Below are 25,539 nucleotides of genomic sequence, written 5' to 3' on the forward strand. Positions count from 1 at the left end.
GATTTGAAAACTTAATTTATTAATAAAGACTCACTAAACTTTTGTTAAATTAATCCTTTACCTAAATTTACAACAAATTACAGTCAATGAAAAATATTATCATCGCAAGTACTTCAACTATTCATGGTGGAGAACCCTTAGAGTATTTACTGGAAGAGTTAGGTGATTTTTTTAAGCATACTTCTGAAATCATATTCATCCCATATGCTAGACCAGGAGGGATCACACATGATGAGTATACTTTAAAAGTAAATACAGCATTCAAAAAAATTGACAAAAAAGTGATTGGTATTCACGAATTTGACGATCCAAAAGAAGCCATTAAAAATGCTAAAGGTATATTTACAGGTGGCGGAAACACCTTTGTATTGGTAAATCAACTTTATAAAAATGATCTTATAAACACCATTAAAACTACAGTTAAAAATGGAACGCCTTATTTAGGCACAAGTGCAGGAAGCAATATATGTGGTCTTACAGTAAGTACTACCAATGACATGCCTATTGTTTACCCTCCAAGTTTTAAAACCTTTGGATTTGTACCTTTTAATATCAATCCGCATTATTTAGATCCTGACCCAACAAGCAAACACATGGGTGAAACAAGAGAGACCAGAATAAAGGAGTTTCATAAATTTAATACACAACCTGTTGTTGGGATTAGAGAAGGCAGCTGGCTAGAAGTTAAAGGAGATTCAATAGTTTTAAAAGGACCATTGGACGCTAGAATTTTTGAATACAGCAAAGTGCCTTACGAAGTAAAATCAGGTACACAGCTCAATCATTTAAAATAAAAAAAGCCTCAAACATTATGAAGCTTTTGGAGCGAGAGACCGGGTTCGAACCGGCGACATTCAGCTTGGAAGGCTGACGCTCTACCAACTGAGCTACTCTCGCATTCTGGGCGCAAATATAAACTATCTTTTTTCTTTCAGGAAAAGATTATTAGAACTTTTTCAAGAAATGATATCCTAAAATTTCAAAACCTTCATTATAATAAAACTTATGAGAAGGATAATTTTGAACATAAGTATTTAATTCTACTGTAGTACACCCTTTTGTTTTAACATATGCATAAATCCAATTTAAAAACTGTTTCCCCAAACCTTTACCTCGGTAGTCATCTTCAATATAAACATGATCAATCTCTACTGTTTTTCCAACATAATGCCTAGTACAAAACCATAATCCAGAAACACCGACGAGTTTTTCATTATCATAAATAACGGCACATTCATAATTTTGTGTAACCATTTCAGCAAAACGTTCTTTCAATAACGCTTCGGAAAGTTTAAACTCATTAAGTTTTTGAACTAAAGGAACAACATCATTTATTTGTGATTTTTTAAGTATTTTAAACTGAAATGACATAGATATATATTTTAAGTGAAGATAAATATTTTTGCTTAAGTTTGATATACAAAGGGTTTCAAACTTAAGTAGGAAGTAATAAGAATAACGTCTTATTAAAAGATTAGAGTTAAACAGCTTTCAAATTAAAAAGTGGCACATATTATGTACTATTTAAAACATTATGAATAGACGACATTTTTTTAAAATAACATCTCTAACTGGAATTGGTATATCGATTTTCCAACAATTGGTATTTCAGGATGCAACAACATTAATATCGTATAAGGAACTCATTGGAAAAGGTAAACCACAATTATATGGTAGTGGATTTAATTTAAGAAAAGAAGCCAATGATGCTTTTTTAAAACTATCTGCAGCTGCTTTAAAAAGTGACATTCGTATACAAGTTGTGTCTAGTTATAGAGGCTTTAATCACCAAAATAGAATTTGGGAAAGGAAGTATAAACAAAATTCCAATAATGGGTTAAGTCCCACAGAAAACATTAAGAAAATTATAGAATACTCTACAATTCCAGGTACATCTCGTCATCATTGGGGAACCGATCTCGATCTTATTGATAGCAATGTCAAACAACCACGTCGTGTATTAAACCCTAATCATTTTGAAGGTGATGGAGTGTTTTCTAAATTTAAAGAGTGGATGGATGAGCATGCCAATGATTTTGGTTTTTATCTTGTATACACTGATAAGAAAGAACGTCGAGGATTTAAATATGAACCTTGGCACTACAGCTATAAACCACTTTCAAAACCATATTTAGACGCCTATCGAAAATTAAATATTAAGGATATTATTACTTCAGAACAATTGATGGGAGCTGATTATTTTTCTGAAGAGTTTATAGCTAATTACCTGAACCAAAATATTTTGGATATAAACCCAGAACTTTTGTAAATTTATAATCACTAATTATTACAATCATGAGAGGAAGAAATTTAAAAGTGAGATTGCTTATTGGCGTTGCCATAGCTCTCTTTTTCGTTATAAAACGTTGCAGTCAGAGAGAAGAAAATCCATATACTGGTCGCATGCAAACGATTTCAATGACGGCCGATAAAGAAATACAAATTGGCTTAGCTAGTGCTCCTCAAATGGAGGCCCAACATGGAGGTATGCATCCAAATAATCAATACCAAGCACTTGTTGATGATATTGGAAATAGACTTGTTAAAAGTAGTATAGCCAAAGAAACACCATATAATTATGAGTTTCATTTATTAGCAGATCCCAATACAATTAATGCTTTTGCATTACCAGGAGGGCAAATTTATATCACGTTTGCCTTATTTTCAAAACTTGAAAACGAATCGCAACTCGCAGGTGTTCTAGGTCATGAAATTGGTCATGTTTTAGGTCGTCATAGCGCCGAGCGTATTGCAGAAAGTGAATATTGGCAAGGCTTAGCAACAGCTGGATCTGTTGGTGGTGATATTGGAGGTCTAGTAAGCGGTATAGGTCAAAACACATTACTAACTAATGGTAGAGATGATGAATTGGAAAGTGATGATCTAGGTGTTAAATTCATGATCAAAGCTGGTTTCGATCCTGAAGAAATGATTGGTGTTATGGAAATACTTAAAGCGGCTGCAGGACCTAATCGCGTTCCTGAACGTATGAGTACCCATCCAGACCCCGAAAATAGGAAAGAAAAAATTAGAGAATCTATTGAAAAATATAAAAATGCACTTTAATTGATTAAAGTGCATTTTCAAACTAACTAACTCAAATAATTGTTTCTAATTTTTAGAAACTTCTCGTTTAAGACTCTAATCCTTTAATGTAAGCTAGAGCATCTTTAGCATTAGAAAGTTCAGCATATTTTTTTGCTGTCATTCCTTTAGATGATTTTAAATTTAATTTCGCGCCTTCTTTTACAAGAAGTTTTAAAATATCTAATCTATTATACTTAGCTGCATACATTGCAGGAGTCAAACCATTTGATTTCTTGTTTACATCTTGACCTAACTCTATTAATTTTTTTACGGTTTCTAAATCTCCTTTGATAATAGAAACACAAAATGGATCTACAACTCTTTTAGTTACTGTAGTTTCGTAAGTAGAAGGTGTTACAATGTCGTTTGTTGCATTTAAAGATGTAAAAGAAAATCCTAATGCGATTGCGATAATTACTGCTGATTTTTTCATGATGAAAGATTTTAATTAATTGATTTTAGTTTTTTGATTATAATAAAGAGACGACATAAAATTTAAAGTGTTACACAAAAAAATCTTTAATAACATTTATTTAACTGTTTGTAAACAAATCTGTTAAGATATTAACATTGTCTATCTTCAGGCTAACTCAAATTAAAACATTAATTAATTGACTGATAATTAATTATATTTTGTAATCCCATATACAGATAAAAAGCATTAAACTTTTATCTTTGATTTTATAATATTCCTTAACAATGAATAAAAAAGTTATTTTAATGATTTTGGATGGATGGGGTATGTCTCCAGATCCAAAAGTTTCAGCAATTGATCATGCAAAAACCCCATATATTGACTCGTTGTATCACAATTACCCTCATGCCACATTAAGAACAGATGGTTTACATGTTGGTTTGCCCGAAGGGCAAATGGGCAACAGTGAAGTTGGTCATATGAATCTTGGAGCAGGAAGAATTGTATATCAAGATTTAGTTAAAATAAACTTAGCCGTAAAAAACAATACTTTAAGAAATGAATCTGTTCTTATTGATGCTTTTCAATATGCTAAAGACCACAATAAACCTGTTCATTTTTTAGGATTAGTGAGTGACGGAGGTGTGCACTCTCATATTAACCATCTATTTGGTTTAATTGATGCTGCCCATGATTTTGGAATACAGAACTCTTACGTTCATGCGTTTACAGATGGTAGAGACGTTGATCCAAAATCCGGATTTGGTTTTATTACATCTTTAGAAACACATATCAAAAACACAAATACAAAACTAGCCACAGTTACTGGGAGGTATTATGCCATGGACAGAGATAAACGCTGGGAACGTATTAAACTTGCTTATGATGCACTAGTTAATGGTTTGGGAGAACGATCGCATTCTGCTACAGAATCTATTGAAAATAGTTATCATAAAAATGTCACCGATGAATTCATTGAACCAATAGTTATGGTTAATCAAGAAAATCAACCTATCGCTCAAATAAAAGATGGTGATGTTGTGATCTTTTTCAATTTTAGAACTGATAGAGGTCGTGAATTGACCGAAGCATTATCGCAAGCCGATTTTCATGAGCAAAATATGCATAAGTTAGATTTACATTATGTAACTCTAACAAATTACGATGATTCCTATCATGGAGTTAACGTCGTTTTCAACAAAGATAATCTCACCGAAACACTTGGTGAAGTTCTTGAAAAACACCATAAGACCCAAATTAGAATCGCTGAAACTGAAAAGTATCCGCATGTGACATTTTTCTTTTCTGGCGGACAAGAAGCTCCTTTTAAAGGCGAAACAAGAATACTTAGAAATTCTCCTAAAGTTGCTACTTACGATCTAAAACCAGAAATGAGTGCTTTTGAATTAAAAGATGCACTTATTCCCGAACTTAAAAAAGGCAACGTGGATTTTGTGTGTCTTAACTTTGCAAATGGAGATATGGTAGGACATACTGGAGTTATGGAAGCTGCAATTAAAGCTTGTGAAGCGGTAGATCAATGCGTTAAAGAAGTTATAAAGGTTGCTCTTGATAACGATTACTCTACCATTTTAATTGCAGATCACGGGAATTGTGAGACGATGATCAATCCAGATGGTTCACCTCATACAGCGCATACAACTAACCCTGTTCCTGTTATTTTAATAGATAATGAAAAGCTTACTATTAAAGATGGCATTTTAGGTGATATAGCACCTACAATCCTGAAACTTATGGGGATTGAACAGCCAGAGTCTATGACCCAAGAACCTTTGGTTTAAATTAATTTTGAAAATTGTACTTTTGAAACATTACAAAGATCAGTAAATGAATTTTCAAGACAAACTAGTTATAGCCATAGATTTTGATGGTACTATTGTTGAAGATGCCTACCCAAAAGTTGGTAAAGCTCGTATTTTCGCATTTGAAACTATGAAGCGTTTGCAAGCCGACGGTCACAGGCTTATCCTATGGACTTACAGAAGTGGTTCAAAATTAGATGAAGCCGTTGCTTTTTGTAAAGATAATGGCATTACATTCTATGCAGTAAATCAGAGTTTTCCAGAAGAAAAATATGACAATTCAGTTAGTAGAAAAATCTATGCAGATATCTATATAGACGACAGAAACATAGGTGGTATTTTAGGTTGGGGAGAAGTCTATCATCTCATCACCAATGAAGAACCAAATATAAAAGCTACCAAACAAAAGAAAGGCTTCTTTTCCTTTTTAAAGCGCTAATCGCTTACCACCACTAATTAATTCAAAATACGTTTTATCAATATACTCTCTATGATCTGGATGAGCTATATCTACTAGTGCTTTTACACGCTCTTTTATCGTTTTTCCGTATAAATTAGCGACGCCATATTCGGTAACGACATAATGTACATGAGATCGGGTAGTGACAACACCTGCGCCTGGTTTTAATGATGGAACAATCCTACTAATACCCGATTTTGTAACAGATGGTAAGGCGATGATGGCTTTTCCACCTTCACTTAATGAAGCGCCTCTAATAAAATCCATTTGACCTCCTACTCCTGAATAGATATTCGGACCTATAGAGTCTGCACATACTTGACCAGTGACATCCACTTCTATAGCCGAGTTAATAGCTACCATTTTAGGATTTTGTTTTATTATCGAAACATCGTTGGTATAATTAGAAGCCCTCATTTCTACAAACGGATTATCGTCTACATAATCATACAAACGCTTAGAACCCATTAAAAAAGTAGTTAACGCTCTTCCTCTGTTGATTTCTTTATAATTTCCATTGATAACGTCATTTAAAATTAAATCAATAACACCATCAGAGAACATTTCTGTATGTAGTCCTAGGTCTTTATGATCTGTTAAGCGTGATAATACAGCATTTGGGATACTACCTATTCCCATTTGTAATGTACTTCTATCTTCTATTAAGTTAGCAACATAGCTGCCAATTCTGTTTTCAATTTCTGATGGTTCGGACATATGATGTATAGGTAATGGTTCATCAGATTCTACAAAATAATCTACTTCAGATACATGAATAATTCCTGCTCCATGAGTTCTAGGCATTTGTGTATTGATTTGAGCGATCACATATGTTGCATTATCAATCGCAGCCAAAGTTGCCTCTACCGATACACCTAAAGAGCAATAGCCATGTCTATCTGGAACAGACACATGAATTAATGCTACATCTAAATCGATAATATTTCTTTTAAATAATAATGGTAATTCACTTAAAAACACAGGCGTGTACGATCCGTTTCCTGCTTTTAATGTATGTCTCACGTTCTTTCCAATGAAAAATGAATTTACATGAAAACTTTTACTAAGCTCTGGATCTGCATATGGTGCTTCTCCTTCGGTATGCAATTGACAAATCTCAACATTTTCAAGCTCTTCATACCTTGCTGTCATAGCTTTTATAAGTGTTTGAGGAGCTGCAGCTGCTGCCTGAATGTACACACGACTATTAGATTTTATAACTTTTACTGCTTCTTCTGCTGTTACCGATTTATACATGATTTCCCGTCTTTTTCTACAATACAAAATTACAGTAGAATATAAACTTAAAAACTGTCAAATATCATATTTCAGTAAAAAAGAATTACATTTTAATTTTAAGTATCTTTGCGCATATTTTTTAGACATGATTATAGTTAAAACAAGAGAAGAAATTGAGTTAATGCGTCAAAGCGCATTAGTAGTTTCAAAAACCTTAGGAATGCTTGCAAAAGAAGTAAAAGCAGGTGTTACGACAATGCAATTAGATAAACTTGCTGAGGATTTTATCAGAGAACAAGGTGCTGTACCTGGTTTTTTAGGTTTGTATGATTGTCCGTCGACTTTATTATGTAGTGTAAATGAAGCTGTAGTTCATGGCCTGCCAACTAACATTCCTCTTAAAGATGGTGATATTGTCTCAATAGATTGTGGAGCGTTAATGAATGGTTTTTACGGTGATCATGCGTATACTTTTGAAATTGGAGATGTTGCACCTGAAACAAAAAAACTAATTCAAGTGACTAAAGAATCTCTCTATGTTGGTATTGAGCAATTTAAAATAGGTAATCGCGTTGGAGATGTTGGTTATGCTATTCAACAATATTGTGAAGCACATGGTTATGGTGTTGTTAGAGAATTGGTTGGTCACGGTATAGGTCGTAAGATGCATGAAGATCCTGAAATGCCTAACTATGGTCGTAGAGGTCGTGGTAAGAAATTTATTGAAGGTATGGTTGTAGCAATAGAACCTATGATTAATGGTGGAACACATAAAGTAAAACAATTAAAAGATGGTTGGACCATTGTCACTCAAGATGGTAAGCCAAGTGTTCATTTTGAGCATGATATTGCAATTATTGATGGAAAACCAGAAATATTATCAACGTTCGCTTATGTGCATGAAGCATTAGGAATTGAAAGTGATGAAGAAGATAGGTTTAGAAAAGAAGCTTTGGTATTATAATGACTATTGAAATTTCAAATATCCCGCAAAAAGAAATCATTACAGGTTTTAAAGCACGTTTTGTTCATAGTGCACATACAACAACTGCTTTTTGGGAGGTAGAAGCAGGAGCAGAATTACCATTACACTCTCACATTCACGAGCAAATTTCTATGGTAACCGAAGGTCAATTTCAAATGACCATCGATAATGTAACTAAAGTTTTCACTCCAGGAATGTTAGTCATTATACCTTCAAATATTGAACATTCAGGAAAGGCATTAACCGCATGTAAAATTACAGATGTATTTTCTCCTGTAAGAGAAGATTATAAGTAATGAAAAAACTCTTCAAAATAATTTTAAATACCATACCTAGACCTTTATTAATAAGACTAAGTTATGTGGCACGCCCTGTATTAGCTTTTTTGTTAAGAGGACATAAATTTATAGATCCCATCGATGGCAAAGGATTTCGAAGTTTTTTACCGTATGGTTATGGGAATCAACGTAACAATGTACTATCGCCTTCAACACTTAGTTTAGAGCGTCACAGACTATTATGGCTATACTTAAAAAATGAGACAAGCTTTTTTTCTGCGGAAAAAAAAGTGCTGCATTTCGCACCTGAACAATGTTTTTTAAAACGTTTTAAAAAGCTCAAAAATTTGGAGTATACTACCACAGATCTAGAATCTCCTATTGCCGATATCAAAGCCGATATTTGCAACCTCCCTTTTGAAGACAATAGTTATGACATAATTTTGTGTAATCATGTTTTAGAACACATACCAGATGATACGAAAGCGATGCAAGAATTATTTCGTGTTTTAAAGCCTGGAGGTTATGGTGTATTCCAAATTCCGCAAGACCTTTCACGAGCACATACTTTTGAAGATAATACAATTACTGATAAAAAGGAACGCGCAAAAATCTTCGGTCAGTACGATCATGTTCGAGTTTATGGTCGTGATTATTTTGACAAATTACGTCGTATAGGATTTAAAGTTGAAGACGTAGATTATACCGCTCAACTTTCTGAAGAGGATATTGAAAAATATTGCTTAGCAAAAGGGGAAGTTATTCCTGTAGTTTATAAGGCTTAATTCTCGGGGAAATTATTCAGATTTAAGACCTCTAATTCCTTGTCTTCATTTTCAAAAATGATAAACACTTTAAATTCAGGACGTGTTTTTAAAAAGTTAGTCACTTTTTCAATTCCCATAGCCTGAAATGCAGTAGCATAGGCATCTGCAGTCATACAATCTTTAGTAATAACTGAAACACTCAAAATATTAGTCTTACTTGGATATCCTGTTTTTGTATTAATGATGTGCGTAAAACGGTTCCCTTTTTCATCTACTTTAAATTTTCGGTAAGTCCCAGAAGTTGCCATTGCTTCGTCTTTCAAACTTAAAGCTTTATAAACCGATTGTTTACCATCAAAACGCGGTTCGTCTAAACCGACTCTCCATGGTGTATCTTTTTCCATGTTTTTACCTCTAACACGAATCTCGCCTCCTATTTCAACTAAATAGTTTTTAACGTTTTTACGCTCTAGAAATTCTCCAATCACATCAACACCGTAACCTTTGGCAATAGCGTTAAATTCTAAATACGTGTCTTTAGGTTTTAAAATCCTAGTAATTCCTGCTCTATTATGAACTAGCTCTACCTGATCTAAACCTACTGAACGCATCAAATTATCAATCGTCGTACTATCTGTTAAAAATTTATTTTTATCAGCACCAAAACTCCAAGCATTAACAACATTTCCAATTGTTGGATCAAAAGCGCCATAAGTGTGTTTATATACATCTTTGGAAGCTAGAAAAACAGTTTCAAAATGTGTATCAACTTTATAAGACTCATTTCGGTTAAATTTTGAAATTTCAGAATCAGGAATATACGTAGACATAGATTGATTCACTACTGCAAACAAACTATCAAATTGTTTGGTATAGTCGATTTCAGAATCATAAATCACATTATATGTTGTGCCAAAAACAGGTCCAGATAATTTCGTGTTTTGAGGTGTTTGAACCTCTAATATCAGGTCGTCTTGAATAACCTCTTTAGAATTTTCTTTACAAGAAAAGATGACAAAAAACAGCAGTAGTAACGATAATTGTTTCATTTAATTTAAGTTGGGTTCTAATACTTGAATGCCATTGTATTCTATAAGATAATCTTCGTTTAAATACACAGGTAGATCTTCACCATTTGGGTTCCCTAGTCCTACACCAGCATATAACACTTTGGCATCTTTATCGTAAGCGTGTTTTTTAAATGTTTCCATCCAAACAACATCATAGTTATTTGGGTTTTCAGGAAGTTTGACAGCTCTAACAATCACAAAAAAGTATTGGCTGTTTTTATCAATACATACAAACTGCGGATGCCGTTTTAACTTACTGTTAATTGCAACAAATTCGAATCCACGTTGTTCAAGATCCTTTCCAACATGATTCATTGCCAGATTATGAAGCTCTTGCTCTGTTAAGGGTTTACTCATAGTGCAAAGATACGAACTTGCTATTTAAACCGTACAAATTTTGAACTATCAAATGTATAATTAGACACTGGTATTACCGCATCCTTTTTAAGTTGATACCAAGGGGAAATATTAGAATCTTCAAGATTTTTAACCAAGTGAACGCTCTGTGCTGGTGTGTTACCTTGAAACAATAAAAAACGTTTTTCTCCTTGATCATTAATAACCTCATCACAGATCATAACAATATGTCCAGGCGTTCCTCCTTTAATGAGCATATCGCCAATTTTCAATTTACTAACATCTTTAATTTCTGAAAGCTCATTATAAAGTGACAATGTTCCAGAATACATATAAATCAAATTTAAATACTTGTAAAAGTTGGCTTTGGAGTGATCAACACGTGCTGTTTTGTTAAATGTGACTTTACTTCCATTAACCTTAGGCCGATAACCTTCAGCGTACTTTTTCCATGAACAATAATGACCCGACGTAAAATTAAAGCCTATCTCATCCTTTCTGTTGTTTTTCCACAGATACTCACTTCTAATTCTAATAAGCGCATCTGCACATTGTTGTAATCCGTTTTTAGGCACTGGCACCTCTAAAATTCCAACGTGACCTCTTTGCCAAAAATACTCGGTATTATCATAATTTATAATCTTACTCCCAAAGGGCTTTAGTTCATAATTTCTGAGATAGTCTTCAAAGCTTCCTTTAGTGTATGTTACACGTTTATAACCTTCAGGAACATTAACTCGTGATCGTATTGTTAGGCTGTCTTTGTTAATCAAACTTGGTGTCTCTAAACTTGCTTTGAATGTATGAGCCACTCTCTTTACAGGTTTTAACTGAAATGCTAAAGCAACAAGAGATGCTAGAATGCAAATGGTAAGTAAAAATTTTCTCATAATATCATTAACGTTAACACCTATAGCTTTGTTATTCAACGAATAAAAAAGTGTAAATTTAAGCATTGACTATGGTGACTTCAAAAATGAAATAGCACATAGTATTAATCAAACTAAAATATACTTTTAAAACTTAATACTTGATTAAGTTCACTAACAACTTACATAATTATTAAATTAAGACATGATGAGATCAAAACTATTTATTTTAATTGCTCTGACATTTTCGTTTACCAATTCGATTTTTGCGCAGACCGAAAAAGCAAAAGTTATCGAAACTACAAGTAAAGAAACCATAAAAGGGCATATCTATTTTTTAGCAGATGATTTACTTAAAGGTAGAGAAACAGGAACTCCCGAAAATAAAATAGCTGCCTCATACTTAGCCAATACGATGCGAAGTTATGGTGTTCAACCTAATCCTAAAACTGGAACCTATTATCAAGATATAAAGTTAAAACGTGTGTCTCCTCCTTCAGAAGTTAGCATAAAGATCAACACTAAAGAGATAAAAGATTATGCACTTGTATTTCCGTCTCCAATTTTTACAGAAATTGATGATGCTGTTTACTTAAACTATGGTATGGCTGAGGATTATGAAGGAAAAAATCTAACCGGAAAAGTAATTATTATTAAAGCTGGAAGTGAAGGAAAAAAAGACACAAGAGCTGCCTTCGAATTGAGAAGAGAAAAGCAAAAATTAGCAGATGAATATGGTGTTGTTGCCATCTTAGAACTTTTAAATGCAAGTGACAATATGTGGGGATTTATTGATCATAATTTTAATACCTCAAAATTAATGATTGCTGGAGATGATAACCAAAATGACGATCAAATCTCACATGTTTGGATATTGGATAAAGATTACAACATGGCTAATGAGTTGAGTACTTTAAAAGACATTTATACATCTGTATCTATTGGTGAAAAACAAGAAGAGATTGTTATGTCTCAAAATGTTATAGGAATGGTTGAGGGTTCAGATCCCAAACTTAAAAATGAATTTATTATTTATTCTGCGCATTATGATCATGTTGGAATTGGTACACCAGACCAAACTGGCGATACTATCTACAATGGAGCAAGAGATAATGCTGTTGGTACAACTACAGTATTAAGTGTTGCTGAGAATTTAGCTAAATATCCTACAAAGCGTTCGGCACTATTTATATTATTTACTGGAGAAGAAAAAGGGCTCTTAGGCAGTAAGTTCTATGTTGAAAATCCAGTGCTCCCTCTTAATCAAATGGTCTATTGCTTTAATAGTGACAATGCAGGTTACAATGACACGTCTTTAGCTACAATTATAGGATTACCAAGAACCACAGCTTCACAACATATTAAAGATGCTGCTACTGCTTTTGGTTTGACTGCTGTTGATGATCCAGCTCCCGAACAAGGATTATTTGACCGAAGTGACAATGTGCAGTTTGCAAAAAAAGGAATTCCTGCACCAACATTTTCATTAGGGTTTAAGGCTTTTAATGGTGATGTTACCAAGTACTATCACAGACCAGGTGATGAAGCCGATAGTCTAGACTACGATTACCTACTTAAGTTTTTTAGAGCCTATGTTTTATCTGGACGTCATATTGGAAATGATCCAAAAACTCCAACATGGACAGCAGGTGATAAATATGAAAATGCATCAAAAGAACTGTATAAAAACTAAAACAACTTAACATATATGATTGAATCCTAAGTTTAAATCTATACTTATCTAGAGTAAAAACTTAGTATCTTTATCCTATAAGAAAGACATATGAGTTCATCATCTTCTGAAAAGGCATTAACATCAGAAAAATTCACCGACTTAAAACTTAAAAAACCAGCTACAAATAGTGTTGGTTTACCAGCAGTTGCTTCGGCTATACAACATGCATTAAAATACATGGATGCTAAAACAGCTTTTGAAATATCAAAAAAGATAAATCAAAAAGGTGGATTCGATTGCCCTGGGTGTGCTTGGCCAGATCCAGACGATGAGCGTTCCTCATTAGGTGAATATTGTGAAAATGGTCTCAAAGCCATGGCTGAAGAAGCTCAAAATAAAACAATTGACGAGGCTTTTTTTAGCAAAAACAGTATAGATGATCTCGCGAAGTTGTCCGATTTCGAAATTGGAAAATCTGGCCGACTGGCTCAGCCTATGTATCTTGCAAAAGACGCTACACATTACAAACCAATTAAATGGTCTGATGCCTATAAAAAAGTAGCAGAACATCTCAATACATTGAATTCGCCAGACGAGGCCATTTTCTACACCTCTGGTCGAACAAGTAATGAAGCTGCTTTCTTATATCAGTTGTTTGTTAGAGCCTATGGCACTTCTAACCTTCCTGATTGCTCAAATATGTGTCATGAAGCAAGTGGTAAAGCCTTGACCGAAACACTAGGTATTGGAAAAGGCTCAGTAAAGCTTGATGATATTTACAAAGCAGAGTTGATTTTAGTCGTAGGGCAAAATCCTGCAACTAACCATCCAAGAATGCTAACTGCTCTTGAAAAATGCAAAAAGAATGGCGGAAAGATTGTAGCTATCAACCCATTACCTGAAGCAGGTTTGATAAAGTTTGTAAATCCGCAAAGCCCACAAAAAATCATCACAGGAGGCACCAAAATTGCCGATGTATTTGCACAAGTCATGATTAACGGAGATGTTGCTCTAGTTAAAGCTATTTTATTAAAATTGGTAGAAGCTGAAGAAAATAGTAGTACAGTTTTTGATCATGAATTCATTCAAAAAAACACAAGTTTTTATTCTGATTTTATTTCAGATCTAAATACATATGATTTTGACGAGTGTGTTAAACTTTCTGGTGTTTCAGAAGCTATTATTTTAGAGATTGTCGATTTAATTATCAATCGAGATAAAATAATTATATGTTGGGCTATGGGATTAACGCAGCATAAAAATGCCGTGGACAATATTAGAGAGTTTGTAAATATCCTTCTTTTAAAAGGAAGTATTGGAAAAGAAGGCGCAGGAACATGTCCTGTAAGAGGACATTCTAATGTTCAAGGCGATCGTACTGTTGGCATATGGGAAGCCGCTCCTCAAGCATTTTTAGATAAAATCGAAGCTAAATTCAATTTCAAACCACCAGTAAAGCATGGTTATCCTGTTGTTGATGCTATTAAGGCAATGCATGAGAAAAAAGCAAAAGTCTTTTTTGGCTTGGGTGGAAATTTTATCTCTGCGGCTCCAGATACAGTATTTACTGCTCAAGCATTAGAACACTGTAATTTAACAGTTCATGTGAGTACTAAATTAAATCGATCACATTTAGTTACCGGAAAAGAAGCACTCATTCTCCCATGTTTAGCGCGCTCTGAAAAGGATATTCAAAACGGCAAAGAACAATTACAAAGTGTCGAAAACTCAATGGGAATTGTCTCATCTACCAAAGGAATACTCAAACCTTGTTCAACCGAGCTTCAAAGCGAAGTTGCTATTGTTTGTAATATCGCTCATGAAACTTTAAAGAAAAAGTCAACAATAGACTGGCTTCGTTACATAGATAATTATGCACTCATAAGAGATGATATTGAAGAGGTAGTTGCTGGATTTGAGGATTACAATAATAAATTGCAACGCCCTGAAGGATTCTACTTGCCAAATGGCGCACGACAAGGGCATTTTAAAACCGAAACGGGAAAGGCTCATTTTTCTATTAATAAATTACCTGATTGGAAATTAAAAAGCGGTGAATTTATAATGACTACCATAAGAAGTCATGATCAATTCAACACCACTATTTATGGTTTAAATGATCGTTACAGAGGTGTATTTAATGAACGTCGAATTATTTTTATGAATCCAGAAGACATGGAACATAAAGGATTGAAATCAAAAGATATAGTTAGTATTAAATCCAAGTTTAACGATGTTATTCGAACTGCCCATAATTTTAAAGTTATTCCATATAAAATTCCCAAAAACTGTTGTGCCACTTATTTTCCAGAAGCTAATGTATTGGTACCAATAGATAGTTATGCACATACAGCAAAAACGCCATCATCTAAAAGTGTTATTGTCACCATAGAAAAAATCTAAAAGTATAGTGAATAGTTAAAATGGACAGAAAGCTATTTTAAATAAATTTTGATGACTAAATTACACTTGTCAATGACAAAGTATATAAAACACAATATCAAAATAACAATCAACATTATGAAAGCACATCAATTACTTCTCATTTTCGTGTCTTTGTTTTTTAGCGGAAATATCTATGCTCAAGACGCTTATTTCCAAATCGATCCAACCTTATCCCCTGATGGCAGAACCATAGTTTTTAGTTATGATGGTGATCTATGGAAAATTCCTTCTTCAGGCGGTGAAGCCTTGCGTATTACTGCCATGAAAGGCGAAGAAACATCACCACGTATTTCACCTGATGGTAAATGGATTGCCTTTAGTGCAACGCAATATGGAAATAAGGATGTTTATATCATGCCTATAAATGGTGGTGAGATCAAACAACTAACCTTTCATGATGCTGCAGATGATGTTGATAGTTGGTCATGGGATTCTAAACAAATACATTTTACATCGTCACGTTACAACCGATTTGCAGGTTATAGTGTTACAGTAGGTGGAAGTACGCCCAAACGATTGTTTGAACATTACTTCAATAATGTTCATAATATCGTTGTCCATCCATCTACAGGAGAAGTATTTTTTAATGAAAGTTGGGAAAGTAAAAATTTCACACATCGTAAACGATATAAAGGTGATTACAATCCAGACATCAAATCATACAACCCAAAAACAGGAACTTATAAAGAATATACTAGCTATAGAGGTAAGGATATGTGGGCGACCATAGATGAAAATGGAACTATTTTCTTTGCATCAGATGAAGCCAATGACGAATATAACTTATACACTTTCTCTAATACTACTAAAACAGCACTAACAAAGTTCAAAAGCTCTATTGGCAGGCCTCAGGTAAGTGCTAACGGACAAAAAGTTGTATTCACCAAAGATTATCAAATACATCTATATGATGTTGCAAATAATAAAACACAAAAAGTTGCTATTAGTATTAATAAAAATAATACTCTTTCAAAATCACAAGATTTTAAAGTAAAAGATAATATTAGTTATTTTGACGTGTCGCCCGACAATAAAAAAATGGCATTTATATCTCGTGGAGAACTTTTTGTTTCAGATATAAAAGGAAAATTCATAAAAAAACTAAATACAACTCCAGACGAACGCGTTCTTGAAGTGAAATGGTTAAAAGATAGTAGGACACTTATTTACAATCAAACGTCCAATGGATATAGTAATCTTTATACGATATCTGCAGATAGAGATGGCACTGAAAAACGTTTGACCAATGAAGCGAGAAATAATATTAATATTGTTTTAGATCACAAATTAGAAAATGCCTGTTATATAAGTGGTAGGGATGAACTCAAACTTATGAGTTTAAAAACCTTTAAAAGCACTACAGTAGTAAAGGATGAGTTTTGGGCTTTATATGCAGGTGCTGCGTATTTTTCTCCAGATGATTCTTATCTACTTTACAATGCTTATCGCAATTTTGAATTGGATATTTTCACCTATCATATTCCATCAAAAAAAGTAATCAACTTAACCAATACAGGTGTAAGCGAATCAAACCCTGTTTGGTCTTCAGATGGTAAATATATATTCTTCGAATCTAATTTAACCGAACCAGGTTTCCCAAGAGGAAACAATATCGTTCATATCTATAGAATGGCGTTAGACAAATATGACACACCTTATAAACTAGATAAATTTGACGAACTCTTTAAAGAAGAAGAAAAAAAAGAAGAAGAGCCTAAAGACAAAAAAGACAAGGACAAAAAAGAAGACCAAACAGTTACTCCTGTTGTTATTAATGAAGTAGGCTTAATGGATCGATTGGAGCGCATAGGTCCTAATTTTGGACAACAAGGCGGTACAGATATTATAAGTAAAGACAATACGACATATGTCTATTATTTTTCCAATCACGATAAGGGTACTTTTAATCTATGGCGAACAACTATTAAGCCTTTTGAAAATAATAAAACCGAAAAAGTAGGAACACAACGCATTAGAGGCTTTCAAACTAAAGTTGTAAAGAAAAGTCAATATATGTTGATTAATGGTGCCATTCATACAGTAAATCTTAGTGCCAATAAGCTGACTAAAATTAAAATGGATGCAACATTTCAGAAAAATCTAATCAATGAATTTAACCAAATGTTTTATGAAGCATGGGCTGGTTTCGAATCTAATTTTTACGATGAGAATTTCCATGGTGAAAACTGGCAAAAATTAAGAGATAAGTATGCGTCATTTTTACCATACATTACAAAACGCTCTCAATTGAGTTTATTATTTAATGATATGCTAGGTGAATTAAACACGTCTCATTTTGGATTTAGATCTTTTGGACAAGAAGATAACACCTATTATGGTAGTCGAACACTAGAAACAGGTATTCAGTTTTCAAAAAATAATCCTTATATGGTTGAACGTGTTGTTTCTAAAAGTCCTGCAGATGTTACTGGAAAAGACATCAAGCCTGGTGATATACTTACTCATGTAAACGGCAGAGCTGTAGACACTAAAATGAATAGGGAACGCTATTTTAGTAAGCCATCTAGGGATAGCGAGATTCGATTAACATTTAGCAGAAATAATCAATCTGTAACAGTAAATATTCATCCCATCTCATCAGGTAATTTAAGAGGTCTATTGTATGACGAATGGGTTGCCAACAATCAATCTTATGTCGATCGTATGAGTAAAAACAAAATTGCTTACGTTCATATGAAAAATATGGGAGGTGGTGAATTAAATAACTTTAAACGAGAAATGGTTTCAGAAGCTTATAATAAGGAGGCTCTGATATTAGATTTAAGGAATAATACTGGAGGAAATGTTCATGATGATGTGTTGCAGTTCTTATCTCAAAAACCATATGCACAATGGAAATATCGTGAAGGAAAACTTGCATCTCAGCCCAATTTTGGTCCAGCAGCAAAGCCTATTATTATTTTAGTAAACGAACAAACACTTAGTGACGCCGAAGTCACATCTGCTGGTTTTAAAGAATTAGGATTAGGTAAAGTTATTGGTACTGAAACATACCGTTGGATTATTTTCACTTCAGGTGCTGGCTTGGTAGATGGTTCTTTTTATAGATTACCATCTTGGGGTTGTTACACCTTGAGTGGCGACAATCTAGAGTTTACAGGAGTAACACCTGACATTTATGTTAAAGAAGATTTTAAAGATCGCTTATCTGGAAATCAACCTCAGTTAGATAAGGCCATAGAAGATATTATGAAGGATTTAAAAAACTAATAAATGATTAAAGGTGATGTATGTTCAACAAAACGTATTCGATCTGTAACGTATCTATGTGTTTTACTACTTATAGGTAATTGCAAAAATCAAAATAGCTTACCAGATCCTTTAGAGGCTGGTTGGAACAATAAGGCGGTTTGTGAAGTTCTTGAAGATAATGTAAAGACTCGAATATTGAAATGTACATTCGCTCCTGGAGTTGGTCATGAAAAGCATTATCACAATCCGCATTTTGGGTATACAATCGCAGGAAGCAGGTTTAGAATTAAAGATACCACTGGTACCAAAGAGGTAAATGTTCCTACTGGCTATAGCTTTAGTAAAAATGAGATCTCTGTACATGAAGTATTAAATATTGGCGATAGTACAGCAGTTTTTTTGATTATAGAATATAAATAAGATATGAACGGATTTGATATTGTTGTGGTGATTGCTATTATTCTATGCGCCAGACTAGGGATACGATTGGTAGCGGGTTACATTAAAATGAAACAAGACAATAAAGAAGATTCTCTTAAGGATGACGTTTAAAGACATAACAAAAAACCAACTCTGTAGAGTTGGTTTTTTGTTATATGATATTCGCAATAATTGCGAAATGATAATATCTCGCTTTACGACCTAGCCTCCAAAGTCATCAAATCTGATGTGTTCATCTGGAATACCAAAGTCTTCACCCATTTTTTGAACGGCTTGGTTCATTAATGGAGGACCACAGAAGTACAATTCGATATCTTCAGGTGCTTCATGATGATTAAGGTAGTTATCAATAACACAGTTATGGATAAACCCAACAAAACCATCACCAGCTTCATCATTAATATCGGTCTTTACTTTCCAATTATCTTCTTCCAAAGGCTCAGATAAAGCCATATAGAATTTAAAGTTAGGGAAGTCTTTTTCTAATTTTCTAAAGTGTTCGATATAAAACAACTCACGTTTAGAACGTCCACCATACCAATACGTTACTTTACGTCCAGTTTTAATAGTTCTAAATAAATGATATAAGTGAGAGCGCATTGGTGCCATACCAGCTCCACCTCCTACATATAACATTTCACTTTCAGATTCGTTGATAAAGAATTCACCATAAGGTCCTGAAATCACTACTTTATCACCTGGTTTTTGAGCAAAAATATAAGATGATGCTACACCAGGATTTACATCCATCCATCCATTTTTAGCGCGATCCCATGGTGGTGTCGCAATACGAACGTTTAACATAATCTCACGTCCTTCAGCAGGATAAGAAGCCATAGAATAAGCTCTTTCTACTATCTCATCATTTTTCATTACTAATGGCCAAAGACCAAATTTGTCCCATTCTGCTTGAAATTTATCAGGTGTCTCATGCTCTTCAGGATGTGCAGTAATATCCATATCAGAATATTTAATTTCACATTCAGGAATTTCAATCTGAATATATCCACCAGCTTTGTAACCCATATCCTCAGGAATTTCAACTACAAATTCTTTAATAAATGAGGCTACATTATAATTACGTACAACAACAGCTTCCCATTTTTTAATTCCGAAAACTTCTTCAGGAATAGTAATTTCCATGTCCTGTTTTACTTTCACTTGGCAAGATAAACGAGCACCATGTTTCAATTCTTTTCTACTGAAATGTGGCGTTTCTGTAGGCAATGCTTCACCTCCACCAGAAAGAACGTGGCATTCACATTGAATACATGTTCCACCTCCACCACAAGCAGATGGTAAGAATATTTTTTCACCTCCTAAAGTTGATAACAAAGTACCACCTGAAGCTACTTGTATTTCTTTTTCACCATTAATCTTGATCGTTACTGGACCAGAAGGTGATAGTTTTTGTTTAACAAACAATAATAACGCAACTAATATCAATGTTACTAATAAAAAAGCTGCTACTGTAGCTATTACTGTTCCTAATGTGCCTGCTGCTAAAATCATACTATTCTACTATTTTAGTGTTGTTAGCTAATTCTGTATTGTCATCTTCAGTTGGAGTCACTTTAGTCTCAACTGTTTTATTTTCTTCTGTTTCTTCATCACCTCCTGTCAACATTCCTCCAAAGCTCATAAAGCCAATAGCCATAAGTCCTGTGATGATAAATGTAATTCCTAAACCTCTCAATGCTGGTGGAACACTTGAGTATCTAATTTTTTCACGAATTGCGGCAATTGCTAAAATTGCTAAAAACCATCCAATACCTGATCCAACACCATAATTTAAGGCTAAACCAAGTGTCGCTATTTCTCTAGATTGCATAAATAATGATCCACCTAAAATGGCACAGTTTACTGCAATTAATGGTAAAAAGATACCGAGTGAGTTATATAATGAAGGTGAGAATTTCTCTACCACAATCTCTACCAATTGTACCATGGTTGCAATGGTTGCGATAAACATGATAAATGATAAGAAACTTAAATCGTAATCTGCATACTCTGGTCCCATCCATGATAATGCACCTGGCTGTAAAATATATTGATCTAACAACCAGTTTAAAGGAACTGTAATTGCTAATACAAAAATTACTGCAGCTCCAAGTCCAACAGCTGTAGATACTTTTTTAGATACAGCAAGGTAAGAACACATCCCAAGGAATGTAGCAAATACCATGTTGTCTATAAATATTGATTTGAAAAATAATTCTATATGTTCCATATTCTTGAGTTTGAAATCCTGAAACTACAGGATGACACTTATATTAATCTTCTACTAAATCTTTATTTCTTGTACGCTGTATCCAAATGATAATACCTACAACAATTAATGCCATTGGCGATAATAACATAAATCCATTATTCTCATACCCTAAGGCATACAATCCTGTTTTTTCGATAGGATCCCCTAATACTGGTATCCCTAATAAAGTTCCAGAACCTAAAAGTTCTCTAAAGAATCCAACAATAATTAATATCACAGCATATCCTAATGAGTTACCAATACCATCTAAGAAGGACTTCCATGGTCCATTACCTAAAGCAAAGGCTTCGAAACGTCCCATAATGATACAATTCGTAATAATTAATCCAACAAAAACGGAAAGCGTTTTACTCAGTTCGTAAGCGAAAGCTTTTAGTACCAAATCCACTATAATTACCAAAGTAGCAACTACAATTAGCTGTACTATAATTCTAATTTTTGAAGGAATGATGTTTCGCATTAAAGAGATCACCACGTTACCTACACCTAATACAAACAATACTGATATAGACATTACAATTGATGCCTCTAATTCTGCAGTAATCGCTAAAGCTGAACAAATACCAAGTACTTGTATTGTAATTGGGTTATTATCTGCTAAAGGATCTTTAATTAAAGCTGCGTCTTTTTTTGAAAGTAAGCCCATATGATTATTGTTTTAAATTTTTAAAATAAGGTACATAAAGCTTTAAATCTTTTCGGATCATTGCAGACACACCATCACCTGTAATGGTTGCTCCTGCAATAGCATCTACCTCATTATCTGTTTTATCATTATTCTTAGGATCTGCATTACCTTTAGCCACATTAATGCCTTTAAAAGTTCCATTAGACATTAAGTGTTCACCTATAAAATCATCCATAAAAAAACGTTGCTTAATGTTAGCTCCTAAACCTGGTGTTTCACCTTTATGATCAAAATAAGCACCTTGAACAATCATATTCTCATCCATAGCAACATAAGCCCAAATTGCATCCCAAAGCCCTTTTCCTCTAATTGGAGCGATATAGTACTTCTTACCTTTCTCGTCTTCTCCAACAAATAAAGGCAATTGTCTAACACCACCATCCTTAGCTTTGGCTTGCTCTTTCTTCACATCAATTAAATAGGCTTGGTCATTCTCTGTTGCCTGACCATTATAGTCTACAACTAATTGCTGCTTGATATATTTATCAAATAATTCAGGCGCATCATCAGTAGATACAAAGTTTGCACTTGTACCTTCGTTTTCATTAATTCCCATAGCGTAGAGAATATTTTGCTGTTTCTCTAAACGCTCGTTTTCTGTAATTGTAGGTTTCAATGATGACGCTAAATATGCCAATAAAGCCCCTACAACCAATACCATTGCTATTGCAAATATTATGGTATATGAATTTTTATCTGTTCTTTTTTCCATCGTTAAGCAGTTTTAACTTTTAGACGTTTCATTCTTTTCTTTACATTTCCTTGAACAACGTAATGGTCTATAGTTGGTGCAAATACATTCATCAATAGAATGGCTAACATTACACCCTCTGGATACGCTGGATTAAATACACGAATCATGATTGAAATAAACCCAACCAAAAATCCATAAATCCATTTTCCTTTGTTAGTTTGGGAAGCCGTTACAGGATCGGTAGCCATAAATACGGTACCAAATGCAAACCCTCCAATAAGTAAGTGATGCCAGAATTCGGTATTCATTAAGCCATAAAACTTACTTGATTCACTAATCAATCCAGAACTAACAACAGCATTAAAGATTAATCCCATAGCTAAAGCTCCAATAACCGAGGATAGCATAATTCTCCAACTTCCAATTTTAGTAAATATTAAGAATAATCCAGCTAATAGAATTAATAATGTTGATGTCTCACCAACAGATCCAGGGATAATTCCATAGAACATATCCATAACATCATGACCTAAAACACCTTTATTTTGTGCTAAACTACCTAAAATGGTTTCGCCAGAAATAGCATCTAAACCTTCTAAAGAAGTCCCAGCTTCTTTTGCAACAGCTATAGCTTCATCTCTTGCTTTTGCTCCATAAACCCATACTTTATCACCAGACATCCACGTAGGATATGCGAAGAATAAAAAGGCTCTAATAGTTAAGGCTGGATTCAAAATATTCATCCCTGTTCCACCAAATACTTCTTTACCTATAACAACTCCAAAAGCAACAGCAACTGCAAGCATCCAAAGTGGCGTGTCTATTGGTACAATTAAAGGCACTAACATCCCTGTTACCAAATAGCCTTCCTCTACCTCATGCTTGTTTTTCATTGCAAACAAAATCTCAATAGCCAAACCAACACCATAAGACACAACTACTAATGGAATTACTTTCCAAAAACCAACCGTAAAATTATCTAAAGTCCAAAAATCTGAACTCAAGAAACCTCCTGTTGCTTGTTGAATTTCTCCAAATGCTAAGTGATGTTGGTAACCAGCGTTAACCATCCCAAAAAGCAAACAAGGTATCATTGCCATAATAACAATGTTCATGGTACGCTTTAAATCATCGGCCGCTTTTATATGAGTCCCATTATGCGTGGTCTCATTAGGTAAGAATAAAAACGTATGTATTGCAGAAAATGCTGGCAACCATTTTTTGTCCTTATTCTTTTCTCTAAAATTATGTAAACTACTTTTTAAACCCATTATCCTATCTCTTTAAGCATTAAGTCTAATCCTTTTCTTATTATATCTTGATGTGGCTGTTTAGACACACATATAAATTCTGTTAAAGCAAAATCTTCAGGAGCCACTTCATACATTCCTAAAGCTTCCATTTCATCTAAATCTTGATACATACAAGCTTTTAAAATTTGCATTGGATAAATATCTAACGGAAATACTTGCTCGTAAGAACCTGTGACAACAAAAGCACGATGTTCACCATTGGTGTTAGTGTTTAAATCGTATTTCTTTTTTGGGTTTAACCAAGAAAAAGTAAGTGCTCTAGACGTCGATATCTTATTAAAAATTGGCTTGTTCCAACCAAAGAATTCATAATCATCACCTTCAGGTATGACTGTAATTACATTATCGTAAAAACCTAAACTCCCATCTGGTTTCAATTGCTTTCCAGATAATACATTACCAGAAATAATACGATCATTCCCATCTTTCTCAACACCATTATCGTAAACCATTGTTGCAACCTCGCTTCCAATTCTAGTTTTGAAATATCTTGGTTTCTTTACTGAAGAACCTGCCAAAGCAACAACGCGTTCTGGATTGAATTTCCCAGTAAGTAACAATTCACCAATCACAACTAAATCTTGAGCATTGATTGTCCAAACTGTTTCACCTTTATTTACTGGATCTATTTTGTTGATATGAGTACCTACATTTCCAGCTGGGTGAGGGCCAGATACTTTGTGTATTGTAGCATCATTCATACCTGCTAATGGTGAGTCGTTAGACCCAACGCCAATATGAACTTGACCTTCAGTTAATTTAGATAAGGCAGAAACAGCAGCTTGTAACTCTGCTTCCTTTCCTGATAAAACAAAATCTAAATCTGCTGCTAAAGGTGCTGATGCATAACCAGAGATGAAAATCGCTTTTGGCGATTTTTCTGGATTTGCAATAACATCATAAGGTCTTTGCTTTATAAAAGGCCAACAACCCGAAGTTAGCAAATGAGCTTTTACAGCTGCAGCATCAGAATCCATATTAAAGGCTCCGAAATCTTTAAAAGATTGCTCCTTATCTGCTTGAATTTTAATAGCATCGATACGACGCTTAGGACCTCTTTGTACTTCTACCACAGTTCCTGAAACCGGAGACACGAACTTTATGTCTTCATTAGACTTATCATAAAAGATAACATCTCCTGCTTTTAAAGTAGCTCCTTCTTTGGCTACAAGTTTCGGAATAACGCTGTGAAAATCTTCAGGTCTGATAGTGCAGAAATTACTTATAATGGCTTGTTCAACTGTTTTTTCAGCTTCACCAACAAGTTTTATATCCAGACCTTTTTTAATTTTAATGTCTTTTGACATACGCTTTATATTGAAATTAGTTGTCTAAAAATCGGTGCAAATTTACGAATTTACCACGTAATAAAATAGTATGACTTTCTAAGTTTGTTATTTTTAAAGATTCTAAATAACATGTGCAATATTAAGGCACAGATTTTGTTT

General features: G+C 33.9%; 25 protein-coding genes and 1 tRNA gene. 13 read left to right on the forward strand and 13 right to left on the reverse strand.

Translation table 11 applies throughout. From position 1 onward, the window contains the following. Positions 1-86 precede the first annotated feature (86 nt). Positions 87-794 (forward strand): dipeptidase PepE, encoded by a 708-nt coding sequence (gene pepE / locus Q0783_RS13305; protein WP_298895895.1) that lies wholly within the window; start codon positions 87-89, stop codon positions 792-794. A 27-nt stretch (positions 795-821) separates the two neighbouring features. Here pepE and Q0783_RS13310 read toward each other — a convergent pair. Then, positions 822-897: transfer RNA gene (locus Q0783_RS13310), tRNA-Gly, on the reverse strand. Positions 898-945: 48 nt separating this feature from the next. Further along, a complete protein-coding gene (locus tag Q0783_RS13315) occupies positions 946-1,371 on the reverse strand; it encodes a GNAT family N-acetyltransferase (RefSeq protein ID WP_298895897.1) in 426 nt (141 codons plus the stop codon). A gap of 163 nt (positions 1,372-1,534) precedes the next feature. Between Q0783_RS13315 and Q0783_RS13320 the strand changes: the two genes are divergently transcribed. Both Q0783_RS13320 and Q0783_RS13325 read left to right on the forward strand, forming a co-directional pair. Beyond that, a complete protein-coding gene (locus Q0783_RS13320) occupies positions 1,535-2,269 on the forward strand; it encodes a M15 family metallopeptidase (protein ID WP_298895901.1) in 735 nt (244 codons plus the stop codon). 26 nt (positions 2,270-2,295) lie between these two features. Continuing rightward, a complete protein-coding gene (locus tag Q0783_RS13325; protein ID WP_298895903.1) occupies positions 2,296-3,066 on the forward strand; it encodes a M48 family metalloprotease in 771 nt (256 codons plus the stop codon). Positions 3,067-3,133: 67 nt separating this feature from the next. Here the strand turns inward: Q0783_RS13325 and Q0783_RS13330 are convergent, their stop codons facing one another. Next, the gene (locus tag Q0783_RS13330; protein ID WP_230936641.1) at positions 3,134-3,520 is read right to left on the reverse strand and encodes an ankyrin repeat domain-containing protein; all 387 of its coding nucleotides are present in this window, start codon (positions 3,518-3,520) and stop codon (positions 3,134-3,136) included. Between the two features lie 266 nt (positions 3,521-3,786). Here Q0783_RS13330 and gpmI point away from each other — a divergent pair, with 266 nt between their 5' ends. Continuing rightward, complete coding sequence (gpmI, locus tag Q0783_RS13335) at positions 3,787-5,304, forward strand: 2,3-bisphosphoglycerate-independent phosphoglycerate mutase (protein WP_298895908.1); 1,518 nt, start codon at positions 3,787-3,789, stop codon at positions 5,302-5,304. Positions 5,305-5,350: 46 nt separating this feature from the next. Beyond that, the gene (locus Q0783_RS13340) at positions 5,351-5,764 is read left to right on the forward strand and encodes a BT0820 family HAD-type phosphatase (RefSeq protein WP_298760842.1); all 414 of its coding nucleotides are present in this window, start codon (positions 5,351-5,353) and stop codon (positions 5,762-5,764) included. On the opposite strand, the gene Q0783_RS13345 is transcribed toward Q0783_RS13340, so the two are convergent. Further along, a complete protein-coding gene (locus Q0783_RS13345; RefSeq protein WP_298895910.1) occupies positions 5,753-7,042 on the reverse strand; it encodes an acetyl-CoA hydrolase/transferase C-terminal domain-containing protein in 1,290 nt (429 codons plus the stop codon). The genes Q0783_RS13340 and Q0783_RS13345 overlap by 12 nt on opposite strands. A 127-nt stretch (positions 7,043-7,169) precedes the next feature. On the opposite strand from Q0783_RS13345, the gene map reads away from it, so the two are divergent. From map to Q0783_RS13360, 3 genes are read left to right on the forward strand one after another with little or no spacing between them, the layout of a single operon-like run. Then, a complete protein-coding gene (gene map, locus Q0783_RS13350; RefSeq protein ID WP_230936645.1) occupies positions 7,170-7,988 on the forward strand; it encodes a type I methionyl aminopeptidase in 819 nt (272 codons plus the stop codon). Next, positions 7,988-8,305 (forward strand): cupin domain-containing protein, encoded by a 318-nt coding sequence (locus tag Q0783_RS13355; RefSeq protein ID WP_298895913.1) that lies wholly within the window; start codon positions 7,988-7,990, stop codon positions 8,303-8,305. The genes map and Q0783_RS13355 overlap by 1 nt, the downstream gene beginning before the upstream one ends. Beyond that, positions 8,305-9,072, forward strand: a complete 768-nt coding sequence (locus tag Q0783_RS13360; protein WP_298895914.1) for a class I SAM-dependent methyltransferase — start codon at positions 8,305-8,307, stop codon at positions 9,070-9,072. Before Q0783_RS13355 ends, Q0783_RS13360 begins: the two co-directional genes overlap by 1 nt. Here Q0783_RS13360 and Q0783_RS13365 read toward each other — a convergent pair. Genes Q0783_RS13365 through Q0783_RS13375 form a run of 3 tightly spaced genes read right to left on the reverse strand, consistent with a single transcriptional unit; the run spans position 9,069 to position 11,371 of the window. Continuing rightward, the gene (locus tag Q0783_RS13365; RefSeq protein WP_298895916.1) at positions 9,069-10,103 is read right to left on the reverse strand and encodes an FAD:protein FMN transferase; all 1,035 of its coding nucleotides are present in this window, start codon (positions 10,101-10,103) and stop codon (positions 9,069-9,071) included. The two genes, Q0783_RS13360 and Q0783_RS13365, sit on opposite strands and share 4 nt — an antisense overlap. After that, the gene (locus Q0783_RS13370) at positions 10,104-10,481 is read right to left on the reverse strand and encodes a Na(+)-translocating NADH-quinone reductase subunit F (RefSeq protein ID WP_298760856.1); all 378 of its coding nucleotides are present in this window, start codon (positions 10,479-10,481) and stop codon (positions 10,104-10,106) included. It abuts the gene before it with no gap. Positions 10,482-10,501: 20 nt separating this feature from the next. After that, a complete protein-coding gene (locus tag Q0783_RS13375; protein ID WP_298895918.1) occupies positions 10,502-11,371 on the reverse strand; it encodes a DUF4846 domain-containing protein in 870 nt (289 codons plus the stop codon). Positions 11,372-11,558: 187 nt separating this feature from the next. Here Q0783_RS13375 and Q0783_RS13380 point away from each other — a divergent pair, with 187 nt between their 5' ends. From Q0783_RS13380 to Q0783_RS13400, 5 genes are all read left to right on the forward strand, one after another. Continuing rightward, the gene (locus Q0783_RS13380) at positions 11,559-13,043 is read left to right on the forward strand and encodes a M28 family peptidase (protein ID WP_298895920.1); all 1,485 of its coding nucleotides are present in this window, start codon (positions 11,559-11,561) and stop codon (positions 13,041-13,043) included. Between the two features lie 90 nt (positions 13,044-13,133). Beyond that, complete coding sequence (locus Q0783_RS13385; RefSeq protein ID WP_298895922.1) at positions 13,134-15,428, forward strand: FdhF/YdeP family oxidoreductase; 2,295 nt, start codon at positions 13,134-13,136, stop codon at positions 15,426-15,428. Between the two features lie 117 nt (positions 15,429-15,545). Next, the gene (locus tag Q0783_RS13390) at positions 15,546-18,701 is read left to right on the forward strand and encodes a S41 family peptidase (protein WP_298895924.1); all 3,156 of its coding nucleotides are present in this window, start codon (positions 15,546-15,548) and stop codon (positions 18,699-18,701) included. A 3-nt stretch (positions 18,702-18,704) separates the two neighbouring features. Beyond that, entirely contained in the window at positions 18,705-19,103 is a 399-nt protein-coding gene (locus Q0783_RS13395; RefSeq protein WP_298895926.1) for a cupin domain-containing protein, read from the forward strand. A gap of 3 nt (positions 19,104-19,106) precedes the next feature. Next, entirely contained in the window at positions 19,107-19,235 is a 129-nt protein-coding gene (locus Q0783_RS13400) for a hypothetical protein (RefSeq protein ID WP_298895928.1), read from the forward strand. A gap of 90 nt (positions 19,236-19,325) precedes the next feature. Here the strand turns inward: Q0783_RS13400 and nqrF are convergent, their stop codons facing one another. From nqrF to Q0783_RS13430, 6 genes are read right to left on the reverse strand one after another with little or no spacing between them, the layout of a single operon-like run. After that, positions 19,326-20,636, reverse strand: a complete 1,311-nt coding sequence (gene nqrF, locus Q0783_RS13405) for an NADH:ubiquinone reductase (Na(+)-transporting) subunit F (RefSeq protein ID WP_298895930.1) — start codon at positions 20,634-20,636, stop codon at positions 19,326-19,328. A 1-nt stretch (position 20,637) separates the two neighbouring features. Beyond that, on the reverse strand, positions 20,638-21,354 hold the full coding sequence (gene nqrE, locus Q0783_RS13410; protein ID WP_230936655.1) for an NADH:ubiquinone reductase (Na(+)-transporting) subunit E: 717 nt from the start codon (positions 21,352-21,354) through the stop codon (positions 20,638-20,640). A 43-nt stretch (positions 21,355-21,397) separates the two neighbouring features. Beyond that, a complete protein-coding gene (locus Q0783_RS13415; protein WP_230936656.1) occupies positions 21,398-22,042 on the reverse strand; it encodes an NADH:ubiquinone reductase (Na(+)-transporting) subunit D in 645 nt (214 codons plus the stop codon). Between the two features lie 4 nt (positions 22,043-22,046). Continuing rightward, entirely contained in the window at positions 22,047-22,796 is a 750-nt protein-coding gene (locus Q0783_RS13420; RefSeq protein ID WP_298895932.1) for a Na(+)-translocating NADH-quinone reductase subunit C, read from the reverse strand. A gap of 2 nt (positions 22,797-22,798) precedes the next feature. Beyond that, positions 22,799-24,049, reverse strand: coding sequence for an NADH:ubiquinone reductase (Na(+)-transporting) subunit B (locus tag Q0783_RS13425; protein WP_298895934.1), 1,251 nt, complete (start codon positions 24,047-24,049; stop codon positions 22,799-22,801). After that, entirely contained in the window at positions 24,049-25,398 is a 1,350-nt protein-coding gene (locus Q0783_RS13430) for a Na(+)-translocating NADH-quinone reductase subunit A (RefSeq protein WP_298895936.1), read from the reverse strand. Before Q0783_RS13430 ends, Q0783_RS13425 begins: the two co-directional genes overlap by 1 nt. Positions 25,399-25,539 lie beyond the last annotated feature (141 nt).

The organism is uncultured Psychroserpens sp. (genome assembly GCF_947500255.1).
In the GTDB taxonomy this organism is placed as follows: Bacteria; Bacteroidota; Bacteroidia; order Flavobacteriales; family Flavobacteriaceae; genus Psychroserpens.